Origin of the sequence: Pseudomonas sp. OG7 (genome assembly GCF_014192825.1) — a bacterium.
GTDB lineage: Bacteria > Pseudomonadota > Gammaproteobacteria > Pseudomonadales > Pseudomonadaceae > Aquipseudomonas > Aquipseudomonas monteilii.
In genome coordinates this window covers 187,020-198,609 of the sequence record NZ_JACHYK010000001.1, presented here as the reverse complement: position 1 = coordinate 198,609, position 11,590 = coordinate 187,020, and the positions used below count along the sequence as shown (strand labels likewise).

Annotated in this window: 13 protein-coding genes; 6 read left to right on the top strand and 7 right to left on the bottom strand. The window is 62.5% G+C overall.

Annotation, left to right across the window (positions count from 1 at the left end):
• Positions 1–39: 39 nt before the first annotated feature.
• Positions 40–1,443 (top strand): aminoacyl-tRNA deacylase and HDOD domain-containing protein, encoded by a 1,404-nt coding sequence (locus tag FHW75_RS00970; RefSeq protein WP_019096640.1) that lies wholly within the window; start codon positions 40–42, stop codon positions 1,441–1,443.
• A 33-nt stretch (positions 1,444–1,476) separates the two neighbouring features.
• Here FHW75_RS00970 and FHW75_RS00965 read toward each other — a convergent pair whose 3' ends face one another.
• The 4 genes from FHW75_RS00965 to rubA all read right to left on the bottom strand — a co-directional run bounded on the left by FHW75_RS00965 (position 1,477) and on the right by rubA (position 3,819).
• A complete protein-coding gene (locus FHW75_RS00965) occupies positions 1,477–1,851 on the bottom strand; it encodes an SCP2 sterol-binding domain-containing protein (protein ID WP_010955807.1) in 375 nt (124 codons plus the stop codon).
• A gap of 148 nt (positions 1,852–1,999) precedes the next feature.
• Positions 2,000–2,299 (bottom strand): HU family DNA-binding protein, encoded by a 300-nt coding sequence (locus FHW75_RS00960; RefSeq protein WP_027609974.1) that lies wholly within the window; start codon positions 2,297–2,299, stop codon positions 2,000–2,002.
• A 187-nt stretch (positions 2,300–2,486) separates the two neighbouring features.
• A complete protein-coding gene (locus FHW75_RS00955) occupies positions 2,487–3,635 on the bottom strand; it encodes an NAD(P)/FAD-dependent oxidoreductase (RefSeq protein WP_027614807.1) in 1,149 nt (382 codons plus the stop codon).
• Positions 3,636–3,651: 16 nt separating this feature from the next.
• Entirely contained in the window at positions 3,652–3,819 is a 168-nt protein-coding gene (rubA, locus tag FHW75_RS00950) for a rubredoxin RubA (protein WP_019096637.1), read from the bottom strand.
• A gap of 129 nt (positions 3,820–3,948) precedes the next feature.
• On the opposite strand from rubA, the gene FHW75_RS00945 reads away from it, so the two are divergent.
• Together FHW75_RS00945 and ubiA are read left to right on the top strand one after the other, a co-directional pair.
• A complete protein-coding gene (locus FHW75_RS00945) occupies positions 3,949–4,506 on the top strand; it encodes a chorismate lyase (RefSeq protein ID WP_019096636.1) in 558 nt (185 codons plus the stop codon).
• Entirely contained in the window at positions 4,506–5,396 is an 891-nt protein-coding gene (gene ubiA, locus FHW75_RS00940) for a 4-hydroxybenzoate octaprenyltransferase (protein WP_183673041.1), read from the top strand. The genes FHW75_RS00945 and ubiA overlap by 1 nt, the downstream gene beginning before the upstream one ends.
• 33 nt (positions 5,397–5,429) lie before the next feature.
• Here ubiA and FHW75_RS00935 read toward each other — a convergent pair whose 3' ends face one another.
• Positions 5,430–5,798, bottom strand: coding sequence for a hypothetical protein (locus tag FHW75_RS00935; RefSeq protein WP_016712721.1), 369 nt, complete (start codon positions 5,796–5,798; stop codon positions 5,430–5,432).
• Positions 5,799–5,969: 171 nt separating this feature from the next.
• Here FHW75_RS00935 and phoB point away from each other — a divergent pair, with 171 nt between their 5' ends.
• From phoB to FHW75_RS00920, 3 genes are all read left to right on the top strand, one after another.
• Positions 5,970–6,659: a phosphate regulon transcriptional regulator PhoB gene (gene phoB, locus FHW75_RS00930; protein WP_003253341.1), complete on the top strand. Its 690-nt coding sequence runs from the start codon at positions 5,970–5,972 to the stop codon at positions 6,657–6,659.
• Positions 6,660–6,707: 48 nt separating this feature from the next.
• The gene (phoR, locus tag FHW75_RS00925) at positions 6,708–8,015 is read left to right on the top strand and encodes a phosphate regulon sensor histidine kinase PhoR (protein WP_025754240.1); all 1,308 of its coding nucleotides are present in this window, start codon (positions 6,708–6,710) and stop codon (positions 8,013–8,015) included.
• A 173-nt stretch (positions 8,016–8,188) separates the two neighbouring features.
• A complete protein-coding gene (locus FHW75_RS00920; RefSeq protein WP_027609972.1) occupies positions 8,189–9,529 on the top strand; it encodes a hemolysin family protein in 1,341 nt (446 codons plus the stop codon).
• Positions 9,530–9,541: 12 nt separating this feature from the next.
• On the opposite strand, the gene FHW75_RS00915 is transcribed toward FHW75_RS00920, so the two are convergent.
• Both FHW75_RS00915 and FHW75_RS00910 read right to left on the bottom strand, forming a co-directional pair.
• Positions 9,542–10,438, bottom strand: a complete 897-nt coding sequence (locus FHW75_RS00915; RefSeq protein ID WP_016712724.1) for a peptidoglycan DD-metalloendopeptidase family protein — start codon at positions 10,436–10,438, stop codon at positions 9,542–9,544.
• Between the two features lie 114 nt (positions 10,439–10,552).
• Positions 10,553–11,449, bottom strand: a complete 897-nt coding sequence (locus FHW75_RS00910) for a response regulator (protein WP_027614806.1) — start codon at positions 11,447–11,449, stop codon at positions 10,553–10,555.
• Positions 11,450–11,590 lie beyond the last annotated feature (141 nt).

Here is an 11,590-nt window from a genome sequence, read left to right as displayed (position 1 = left end):
GTTATACTTCGCGTTTAAAAGAATCAGTGGATACGGACCATGACTGAAGTTGCCCTGGACACCGCAACCCCACACGCACCCTCTGTCATCAGGCTGCTGCTCGACAAGGTCGGCGTCGCCTACCGCGAGGTGGCCGAGCACCCGCACCTTCCTGCGACTTCGCGGGTGCAGGCAGTGCTTCTCGACGACGAGGTCGGCGCCCTCATGGTGCTGTTCCCGCAGAGCCAACTGCTGGACCTCAACCGCCTGGCCGAACTGACCGGGCGCAAGCTCACCGCCGTGTCGGTGCCGCGCTTGAAGCAGATGCTCGACAAACACCAGCTCAAGGCCCTGCCAGGCATTCCGGCGCTCACCAGCTCACCGTGCCAGTACGAGAAGAGCCTGCTCGACGCCGAAACCGTCTATATCCAGTCGGGCGAAACCGGCCTGCTGCTGGAAATCGAACGCGCGCACTTCAAGCGCATGCTGGCCAAAGCCAGCGCCAGCAGCTTCGGTCAGGAAATCGAGGCCATCAGCCCCAACCTCGACCGCCCCGATGACGACACCCGGGAAATCACCAATGCCGTGCAGGCCTTCACGGCCCGACGCATCCAGAAGCGCCTGGAAGAAACCATCGAGATCCCACCGCTGGCCGATACCGCGCAAAAGATCATCAAGCTGCGGGTAGACCCCAACGCCAGCATCGATGACATCACCGGCGTGGTCGAAACCGACCCGGCGCTGGCGGCCCAGGTGGTGAGCTGGGCGGCTTCGCCGTACTACGCCTCACCCGGCAAGATCCGCTCGGTGGAAGATGCCATCGTGCGCGTGCTGGGCTTCGATCTGGTGATCAACCTGGCCTTGGGCCTGGCGCTGGGCAAGACGTTGAGCCTGCCTAAAGACCACCCGCAGCAGGCCACACCGTACTGGCAGCAGTCGATCTACACCGCCGCAATCATCGAAGGCCTGACCCGTGCCATGCCGAGGGCAGAACGCCCCGAGGCCGGGCTAACCTACCTGGCCGGGCTGCTGCACAACTTCGGCTACCTGCTACTGGCGCACGTGTTCCCACCGCACTTCTCGCTGATTTGCCGCCATCTGGAGGTGAACCCGCACCTGAACCACACCTACGTGGAACAGCACCTGCTGGGCATCAGCCGCGAACAGATCGGCGCTTGGCTGATGAAGTTGTGGGACATGCCGGAAGAACTGTCGACCGCGCTGCGTTTCCAGCACGACCCGGCCTATGACGGCGAGTACTCGGCATTCCCCAACCTGGTGTGCCTGGCCACCCGGCTGCTGCGCTCGCGAGGCATTGGTTCGGGGCCGATGGAGGAGATCCCTGACGAGTTGCTGGAGCGCCTGGAGATTACCCGGGACAAGGCGGAAGATGTGGTGAACAAAGTGCTCGAGGCCGAGAACCTGTTGCGCGAACTGGCTTCGCAGTTTCACGCACCGCATTGATTTTTCTGGGGCTGCTTTGCAGCCCCGGCAATTTCAGCCTTTCTTCTTCGGCTTCAGGTACTTCATCAACCCCTGGAACCACATCACCAACGCCGGATTGCCCTTGATCTGGATGTGCTTGTCCTGAATCCCCTGCATGAACGCCAATTGCTTGTTACCAGCCTGCATCGTGGCAAAGCCATAGGCCGCGTCCTTGAAGGCAATGGCGAAGGCCGGCTGCGGGTGTGCGCCGCCCTTGCTGCTGATGCGTTCGTTATTGACGATGAAGTGCCGGGCGACCTTGCCGTCCAGGGTCTGCATCTGGAACACCAGGTCCTTGCCCTTGAGCTGCTGCTGGAATGCCGGGTTGTTACGGCTGGCCCTGGCCATCAACAGCCCCATGGCCCAGAGAAGAAAGCGGAACTTCATCAACGCGCCTCGAATGAAAAGTGACTGAGGCGCGCAGTCTATACTTTTCCAGAACTATTTATGCAAGTTCGAAACATTTTGCCTACAGAAAGCACAACGGGCGCCCTGAGGCGCCCGCTTGGCTGACACTGGGTTTGTCAGAAGGCGATCACTTGCCTTTTTTGGCCGGCTTGACCGGGGTGTTGACGCTGTCGCGCAGGTTTTTGCCTGGCTTGAACGCCACGGTGTTGCTGGCTTTGATCTTGACCGGCTCACCGGTTTGCGGGTTCTTGCCGGTACGCGCGCCGCGATGACGTTTTTCAAAAGTGCCGAAACCGACCAGGGTCACGGTGTCCTTGTCCAGGGCGCCGGTGATGCTGTCGAGAATCGCGTTCAAAACCTGATTGGCCTTTTCCTTGGTCAGATCGGCCTTATCGGCGATGACGGCGGCGAGTTCTGGTTTGCGCATAGTGAAGCCTCTTTGACGGAATTCTTGTTGTTATGCCGTGCTGCCTTTGGGAGCAGCGCTCAAGGCACCGCAGGCTCTAATCTGCGGCAGACGGAAGTGAGAATGGCACGAGCTCCGGGGACGCGCCAGTATCTGGGCGGCCATTGTGTGGGCAACAACAGGATAAAACCGACAGAACACCCTCTATTTACGCCATTAGGGCTGGCAACTGACGATTCAGCGCCAGCTTCTCCATCACCGCTTTCCCGGTCAGGGCGTAGCCCAGCAAGTTGCCGTCTGGGCCGTGGCAGAGCACCTTGAGGTCACTGCCCTGACCATCCACCTGCCAAGTGCCTTCGTGGCCCATGGGCGGCGGCGAAACCACCAGCGGGCAGGCCGGGGTTTTTACCGTGACCGGCATCGGCCCATACGCGACCGCCGTCGGCTTGCCGGCCAGGGTTTGCGCCAGCGCCCGGGCACAGCTCATCAGTGGCATCACGTAGAGCAGGTTGATGCCATCGACCTCGGCACAGTCGCCGAGGGCGAAGATGTTGGCGTGGGATGTACGTAACTCGCGGTCTACGCTGACGCCACGGTTGGTCTGCAAGCCGGCTGCGGCAGCCAGGTCGGTGCGCGGGCGAAGGCCGATGGCCGAAACCACCAGGTCGCAGGCGATCACGCTGCCATCCGACAGGTGCGCCTCCAGGCCTTGGGGCACCTGCTGCAAGCGGGTCAACACCGGGCCCAGGTGGAAGCACACCCCCAAGCCCTCCAGCCCGGCTTGCACAGCCGCCGCAGCGGCCGGGTGCAGCAGGGTCGGCATCACTTGCTCACATGGCGCCACTACCTCCACCTGGAAGCCACCCAGGCTCAGGTCGTTGGCGAACTCGCAGCCGATCAGGCCGGCACCGAGAATCAGCACGCGCTGCTTGCCGACAGCGGCAGCACGGAAGCGCGCGTAGTCTTCGAGGTCGTTGATCGGGAATACCAGATGGCCGCCGTCGCCTTCTATCGGCACCTGCACGGTCTGCGCCCCCCAGGCCAGCACCAGGTCGCGGTACTCCACGGCCTCTTCGCCGATCCACAGGCGCTTGTGGCCTGGGTCGATGCCGCTGATACGGGTATGGGTGCGGATCTCGGCATTCAGCTGTTCGGCCATTGCGCCTGGCTCGGCCATGACCAGGCCGTCGGCGTCTTTCTGCTTGGCAAAGCCCATGGAGAGCATGGGCTTGGAGTAGGAACGACCATCGTCGGCGGTGATCAGCAGCAACGGCGTCTGCGTATCGAGCTTGCGAAATTCACGCGCCAGGTTGTAACCCGCAAGGCCGGTACCGATGATTACCACAGGGGACGTCATGTCGTGCTTTCCTCGGTTAGCCGATGAAGATCATTTCAAAGTCGCTTTTGCCAACCCCACAGTCAGGGCACAGCCAGTCTTCAGGCACATCTTCCCAACGGGTGCCGGGGGCGATGCCGTCGTCGGGCCAGCCTTCGGCTTCGTCGTAGATCAGGCCACAGACAATACATTGCCACTTTTTCATCAGGTCTTTTTCCTTGGTGGAACTCAGGCTTTATCGGGCCGGTAGCTGGCCCTGTTTCATGCATTATGCAAGCAGTCAGGGCAATCATGCTAAGCTCGCCGCCTCTCTGGTTGTAACAAGCAGACCGACGTGTCGTACGAATCCCCGCAAGCAGCCGCTGTCGCGTGGCTGCCGTATTCACAGCTGGCGACCGGCATCGACCAGCCCACCCTTGACTGGCTGTTCGACGAGGGCTCGCTGACCCGCCGCCTGACCCGCCTGTCCAACGATCACTTTTCCGTCACCCCGCTGTTCGAGGGCTGGCAGCCACTGCGCGATGACGAATGCCAGGCGCTGGGCATTGCCGCTGGCGCCGAAGGCTGGGTGCGCGAGGTGTACCTGCGTGGCCATGGCCAACCTTGGGTGTTCGCCCGCAGCGTCGCCAGCCGCAGCGCCCTGGAGCGCGGCGGGCTGGACCTGGAAACCCTGGGCAGCCGCTCGCTAGGCGAATTGCTGTTCTGCGACCAGGCGTTCATCCGCCACCCGATTGAAGTGTGCAGTTATCCACAGGCCTGGCTGCCGACCGAAGCCACCCGCGCAGCACTGTGGGGCCGCCGCTCGCGCTTCGAACGGGGCGGCCTGGAGCTGTTGGTGGCAGAAGTGTTCCTGCCGGCATTGTGGCAAGCGGCCAAGGAGGACAACCGCTGATGTACCTGCAACTGCTCAAGTCGCTCAACCGCCTGCACCCGCGGGCCTGGGACTTCGTCCAGCTCAGCCGCATGGACCGGCCGATCGGTATCTACCTGCTGCTGTGGCCAACCCTGTCGGCGGTATGGATTGCCGGCAACGGTTCACCTACCGTGGCCAATGTGCTGATCTTCGGCCTTGGCGTGGTGCTGATGCGCGCTGCGGGCTGCTGCATCAACGATTTCGCCGACCGTAAGGTGGATGGCCACGTCAAGCGCACTGCCGACCGGCCTCTGGCCAGTGGTCGAGTACGGCCACGCGAAGCGCTGGCGCTGTTCGCCATCCTGGTCGGGGTGAGCTTCCTGCTGGTGCTGTGCACCAACAGCCGCACGGTATGGCTGTCGTTCGGCGCGGTGGCGCTGGCGTTCAGTTACCCGTTCATGAAGCGCTACACCTATTACCCGCAGGTGGTGCTGGGGGCGGCGTACTCCTGGGGCATTCCCATGGCGTTCACGGCAGCGGGTGGCGAACTGCCGGCCAGCGCGTGGCTGCTGTATATCGCCAACCTGCTGTGGACGGTGGGTTATGACACCTACTACGCCATGGTCGACCGCGATGACGACCTGAAGATCGGTGTGAAGTCGACCGCGATCCTGTTTGGCGACGCCGACCGCACCATTATCCTGACCTTGCAGCTGCTGTCGCTGGGCTGCCTGTTGCTGGCAGGCAGCCGCTTCGACCTGGGGGGCTGGTTCCACCTGGGACTGCTGGGTGCGGCAGCGTGCTTTGCGTGGGAGTACTGGTCGACGCGCAAGCTGGACCGGGAGTCGTGCTTCAAGGCGTTTCTGCACAACCACTGGGCGGGGATGCTGGTGTTCATTGGCGTAGTGTTGGATTACGCGTTGCGCTGAATATGTCGGGGCCGCGAAGCGGCCCCGACAATCTCAAGGCTTGGCGACGTGCCAGACGTCCTTCACGCCATCACCGGTCATGTCACCGGCCTTCTTGTCCTTGACGAAGGTGTACAGCGGCTTGCCGTCGTAGGCCCACTGCATCGAACCGTCATCACGCTTGATCTGCGTCCACTTGCCCTCGGCCTTTTCGCCATCCATCACCTTCAACGGCGGCCAGTTGGTGGCGCAATCGCCATTGCACATCGACTTGCCTCCCGCATCCTTGTCAAAGGTGTACAGGGTCATGCCGGCATGATCGACCCACATGCCGTCCTTCTCCATGGCATGTTGGGCCGACGCCACCCCCGGGAGCGCCAGCGCAGCGAAAAGGGCCATCCAGCTCAGCGTTTGTCGTGTCATTGGATTCACCATTATTTCGGGGGGATTGAGTTCGAGTCGCCGCAACTGCGGCCCTCTCAAGCCTAGTTCAGTCACGGAATGTCGCCAGAACGGCCAACACCCTGTCACACAGCTGCAATAATTCCGTTATCTAATGCGGGCCAAGACACCGTATCCAGGAGAGGTTTGAGCATGGTAGGCAGGAACATTCTGATCGTCGACGACGAAGCGCCCATTCGCGAGATGATCGCCGTTGCCCTGGAAATGGCCGGCTATGACTGCCTGGAAGCGGAAAACTCCCAACAGGCCCATGCAATCATCGTCGACCGCAAGCCGGACCTGATCCTGCTCGACTGGATGCTGCCAGGCACCTCCGGCATCGAGCTGGCCCGCCGCCTCAAGCGCGACGAGCTGACCGGCGACATCCCGATCATCATGCTTACCGCCAAGGGTGAAGAGGACAACAAGATCCAGGGCCTGGAAGTGGGTGCCGACGACTATATCACCAAGCCGTTCTCGCCGCGGGAGCTGGTCGCGCGCCTGAAAGCCGTGTTGCGCCGTACCGGCCCGAGCGACAGCGAGGCGCCGATCGAAGTTGGCGGCCTGCTGCTGGACCCGATCAGCCACCGCGTCACCATCGACGGCAAGCCGGCCGAGATGGGCCCGACCGAATACCGCCTGCTGCAGTTCTTCATGACCCACCAGGAGCGTGCCTACACCCGCGGCCAGTTGCTGGATCAGGTATGGGGCGGCAACGTCTATGTCGAGGAACGCACGGTCGACGTGCACATCCGTCGCCTGCGCAAGGCGCTGGGTGAAGCCTATGAAAATCTGGTACAAACCGTCCGGGGCACTGGCTACCGCTTCTCGACCAAGAGCTGATCGAGTTCAAAAGCGCCACGCTGCACGTTGTTGTACAAGGACCGTCAATTGAACCAGAACTGGCACGCGACCCTGATTCGCCATCTGCTGTTGCTGATTACCGTCTGCCTGATCGGCGGGCTGGCCAGCGGCTACTATGGCTGGAGCCTGGCCATTGGCCTGGCCCTCTACCTGGGCTGGACCCTCAAGCAACTGCTGCGCCTGCACGACTGGCTGCGCAATCACCAACCCGATGAGGCACCGCCCGATGGTTACGGCCTCTGGGGCGAGGTGTTCGACAGCATCTACCACCTGCAACGCCGCGACCAGCGCGTGCGTGGCCGCCTGCAGGCCGTGATCGACCGGGTACAGGAGTCCACCGCCGCGCTGCGCGACGCCGTGATCATGCTCGACAGCGATGGCAACCTGGAGTGGTGGAACCGCGCCGCCGAGACCCTGCTGGGCTTCAAAACCCCACAGGACGGCGGCCAGCAGGTAACCAACCTGGTGCGTCACCCGCGCTTCAAGGAATACTTCGAAGCGGAGAATTACCTCGAACCGCTGGAAATCCCCTCGCCCATCAACGACCGCATGCGCGTGCAACTGCACATCACCCGCTACGGCAACAACGAACACCTGATGCTGGTGCGCGATGTCACCCGCATTCACCAGCTGGAGCAGATGCGCAAGGACTTCGTCGCCAACGTGTCGCACGAGCTGCGCACGCCGCTGACGGTCATCACCGGCTACCTGGAAACCTTGCTGGACAACGTCGAGGACGTGAACCCGCGCTGGAGCCGCGCCCTGCAGCAGATGAGCCAGCAAGGCTCACGCATGCAAACGCTGCTCAACGACCTGCTGCTGCTGGCCAAGCTGGAAGCCACCGATTATCCGTCGGACAACCAGCCGGTGGCCATCGATGCCCTGCTCACCGCCATCAAGAATGACGCCCAGGCTCTATCCGGGCCACGCAACCAGCGCATCAGCCTGGAAGCTGCGCCCGGCGTCAAACTGAAGGGCAGCGAGTCGGAGCTGCGCAGCGCCTTTTCCAACCTGGTATTCAACGCCGTCAAGTACACCCAGGACGAAGGCAACATCCGCATCCGCTGGTGGGTCGATGCCCAGGGTGCGCATTTGTCGGTGCAAGACTCGGGGGTGGGCATTGACGCGAAGCACTTGCCCCGCCTGACCGAACGCTTCTATCGGGTGGACTCCAGCCGCGCGTCGAATACCGGTGGCACCGGGCTGGGGCTGGCGATTGTGAAGCATGTGCTGATGCGCCATCGCGGCAAGCTGGAAATCAGCAGTGTGCCGGGGCATGGCAGCACCTTTACCTGTCACTTTGCGCCGGCACAATTGGCCAACGGCAAGGTTTGATATTGAGGATGCGGTGCAACCCTTCGCGGGCGCGCCCGCTCCCACAGCGACCGCAATAAATCCGCCACCCTTTGCTTTTACGGCTCCAGCCGCTACATTGGATCCCCTGTGCCAGCAAAAGCTGGCACTTTTTTTCTCTCTATCTCTAAGACGGACCCCGTAAAAACTCCATCATGGACCCTTCCCCTGGTATCAGCCTCACCTCGTTATTCGCCGATTTCGGCATGATCATCTTTGCCTTCCTGCTGGTGCTGCTCAACGGCTTCTTCGTTGCCGCCGAGTTCGCCATGGTCAAGCTGCGCGCCACCCGCGTCGAGGCCATCGCCGAGCAGCACGGCTGGCGCGGTAACATCCTGCGCAAGGTTCACAATCAGCTCGACGCCTACCTGTCAGCCTGCCAGTTGGGCATTACCCTCGCCTCGCTGGGCCTGGGCTGGGTCGGTGAACCGGCGTTTGCCCACCTGCTCGAGCCGCTGCTGGCGTACTTCGGGGTCGACTCGCCCGAGCTGATCAAAGGCGTCTCGTTCTTCGTCGCCTTCTTCGTCATCTCGTACCTGCACATCGTGGTCGGCGAGCTGGCGCCCAAGTCCTGGGCCATCCGCAAGCCAGAGCTGCTGTCGCTGTGGACCGCGGTGCCGCTGTACCTGTTCTACTGGGCAATGTACCCAGCCATCTACCTGCTCAATGCCAGCGCCAACACCATTTTGCGTATTGCCGGCCAAGGCGAGCCTGGCCCGCACCACGAGCACCACTACAGCCGTGAAGAGCTGAAGCTGATCCTGCACTCCAGCCGTGGTCAGGACCCAAGCGACCAGGGTATGCGCGTACTGGCGTCGGCCGTGGAAATGGGCGAGCTGGAGGTGGTCGACTGGGCCAACTCGCGTGAGGACATGGTCAGCATCGACGCCGATGCGCCGTTGAAGCAGATCCTGGCCCTGGTGCGCCGCCACAAGTTCAGCCGCTATCCGGTGTATGACGCCGAGCGCGAAGAGTTCACCGGCCTGCTGCACATCAAGGACCTGCTGCTGGAGCTGGCCGAGCTGGAGCACTTGCCCGAAACCATCGACCTGGAAGACCTTGCCCGCCCCCTGGAGCGCGTGTCGCGGCACATGCCGCTGGCCCAGTTGCTGGAGCAGTTCCGCAAGGGCGGCGCGCACTTCGTGCTGGTGGAGGAAGCCGACGGCAAGGTTATCGGCTACCTGACCATGGAAGACGTGCTGGAAGTGCTGGTAGGCGATATCCAGGACGAGCACCGCAAGACCGAACGCGGCATCCTCGCTTACCAGCCAGGCAAACTGCTGGTACGCGGCGACACACCGCTGTTCAAAGTCGAGCGCCTGCTGGGGGTCGACCTCGACCACATCGAGGCAGAGACCCTGGCCGGGCTGGTCTACGAAACGCTCAAGCGCGTGCCTGAAGAAGAGGAAGTGCTTGAGGTCGAGGGGCTGCGCATCATCATCAAGAAGATGAAAGGGCCCAAGATCGTGCTGGCCAAGGTGCTGAAGCTGGACTGATGACGATATCGGTCAGGGGTTGCCGGCAGTGAAGTCCGGTAACCCGCTGATCGGCCTGTCGAACCGGTAAGGTATCGACTCCAGCGCCAGCCCCACATTGCGCTGCACCACGAAATGCAGGTGCGGCCCGGTGCTGTTGCCAGTATTGCCCGACTTGGCCAGTACCTGCCCCTGCCGTACCCGCTGCCCCTGCGCCACCACCACTGAACCGCGCATCAGGTGCAAGTACACGCCCATGGTGCCGTCCGGGTGCAGGATCCTGACGAAATTCCCTGAAGGGTTGGTTCCCCGCCCGCTCTGGGTGTTTTCCGTCTTCACCACCACGCCTTCGCGCGCCGCAATGATGGTGGTGCCTTCAGGCATGGCGATGTCCATGGCGTAGCGCCCCTTTGGCCCAAAGTGGCTGACACGCCCGTTAGGGCCCTGAGTGACGCGGAACGGCCCGCCAATCCAAGGGAATGCGTAACGGAAGCCCTGTGGCCGCATGCCCGGGTCCCCCATGGCCTGCAGCAGGGTCGAGCGGTAGTTCAGCAGCAGCCCGGGGCGCCCCCGGAGCACACTGAGCATTTGCGTGGTACGCGGCGGCAGCAAGCGGCGCACGATGCGCGGAGCATCACCGCCTTGCGCGTTCACCAGATTGTCCAGTCGCAACTCGACCTCCACGGGTACATGCAGTTCGTTGCGCGCCGAAAAGCTCACGCCACCGTCGAAGGTCCTGGCGTTCAACAGCACCTGGCCCTCCAGCGTTTCGACCATGGGCTCGCGCAGCACCAAGGGCTTGGCGCCCGGGCCTGGCCGGTCGGAATAGGAGACCACACCGGAATCGTCGGTGATCTTGTAGAGGGTCACACCCAGGCTCGACGCCGAGACCATGAGCAATGCACAGAACAGCAGCAGGCGCGTGGGCATGATGGTGGCTTTTTGACAGTTTTGATGTCTCGAAGCCTAGCAGCGGGTTTTGCGGTGGGTATTGCAGTTGGTCGGATGGCGCAGGAGCAGCACTGTGCTGCCCCTGCTTTGGCGTCAAGCGCCGGGGGTGAAATGCTTCTGTGCAGTGCCACGGGCGATCAAGCGCGACAGGTAATCGAGCTTCTGGGCGTCCTGATCGACGAACTTGAAGGTCAACTGCAGCCAGTCGCTGTCGGGCTTGGGCTCCAATGCCGCGACAGCATGCAGGTAGCCGTTCAACCGCGCGACTTCAGCGCTCTCACCCTGCTCCAGGTCCAGCACCGCACCTTCCAGCACCTGCGGCAGCGCTTCGCTGCGGCGTACCACCAGCAAGGCCTCCTTCAAGCTCAGTGCCTTGATCACACAGGGCTGCATGCCGCTGGCCAGTCGCAACTGGCCCTGGCCACGCCCGGTCGGTGCGGGGGCAGGTGGCGTGGGGGCTGCGGCAAATGGCTTGATGGCAGCCGGGGCCGGTGCGGGGGCCGACACCTTGGCCGCTTCTGGTTTGCCCCCTGTCAGGGCACTCAGCGAATCATTGGCAAACGCCGAATTCACCCGCGCCGGGCCGCTGGCCATCAGGCTGTCGAGCTTGCCGATCTTGGTAAGGGCCTTTTTTACCTTGGTCAGCAGTTGCTCGTTGGTGAACGGCTTGCCGACAAAATCGGAAACACCCGCCTGGATCGCCTGAATGACGTTTTCCTTGTCGCCACGGCTGGTCACCATGATGAACTGCAGGTTTTTCAGCGCAGGCTGCTGGCGGCACCAGGTAAGCAGTTCCAGGCCCGACATTTCCGGCATTTCCCAGTCGCACAGGACCAGGTCGAACGCTTCCTTGTCCAGCATGGCCATGGCCTTGCGACCGTTGACCGCGTCGTCGATGGCCATGCCCGGGAAGGCACTGCGCAGGCATTTGCGGACCAGGTCACGGATAAACGGCGCGTCATCCACGACCAGCACATTCACTTTACTCATCGATACTCCTTCTGAACCCCGACTAGCCTACTGCCAAATAATGGCCATTTGCTACAACCTGGTCACGCCGGGACTTCTTCACATCGTTCGCGGGTGCCTGCAGGCGCTCGACCGCAAACGAAAACGCCCGGCCAAGGCCGG

Excerpts from the sequence above, each read along its gene's own strand:
- FHW75_RS00920 (WP_027609972.1), top strand. The coding sequence starts at position 8,189 with ATGGACCCTTCCCCTGGTATCAGCCTCACCTCGTTATTCGCCGATTTC.
- FHW75_RS00915 (WP_016712724.1), bottom strand. The coding sequence starts at position 10,438 with ATGCCCACGCGCCTGCTGCTGTTCTGTGCATTGCTCATGGTCTCGGCG.
- rubA (WP_019096637.1), bottom strand. The coding sequence starts at position 3,819 with ATGAAAAAGTGGCAATGTATTGTCTGTGGCCTGATCTACGACGAAGCC.
- FHW75_RS00970 (WP_019096640.1), top strand. The coding sequence starts at position 40 with ATGACTGAAGTTGCCCTGGACACCGCAACCCCACACGCACCCTCTGTC.
- FHW75_RS00955 (WP_027614807.1), bottom strand. The coding sequence starts at position 3,635 with ATGACGTCCCCTGTGGTAATCATCGGTACCGGCCTTGCGGGTTACAAC.
- FHW75_RS00960 (WP_027609974.1), bottom strand. The coding sequence starts at position 2,299 with ATGCGCAAACCAGAACTCGCCGCCGTCATCGCCGATAAGGCCGATCTG.
- FHW75_RS00910 (WP_027614806.1), bottom strand. The coding sequence starts at position 11,449 with ATGAGTAAAGTGAATGTGCTGGTCGTGGATGACGCGCCGTTTATCCGT.
- FHW75_RS00965 (WP_010955807.1), bottom strand. The coding sequence starts at position 1,851 with ATGAAGTTCCGCTTTCTTCTCTGGGCCATGGGGCTGTTGATGGCCAGG.
- FHW75_RS00935 (WP_016712721.1), bottom strand. The coding sequence starts at position 5,798 with ATGACACGACAAACGCTGAGCTGGATGGCCCTTTTCGCTGCGCTGGCG.
- phoB (WP_003253341.1), top strand. The coding sequence starts at position 5,970 with ATGGTAGGCAGGAACATTCTGATCGTCGACGACGAAGCGCCCATTCGC.
- ubiA (WP_183673041.1), top strand. The coding sequence starts at position 4,506 with ATGTACCTGCAACTGCTCAAGTCGCTCAACCGCCTGCACCCGCGGGCC.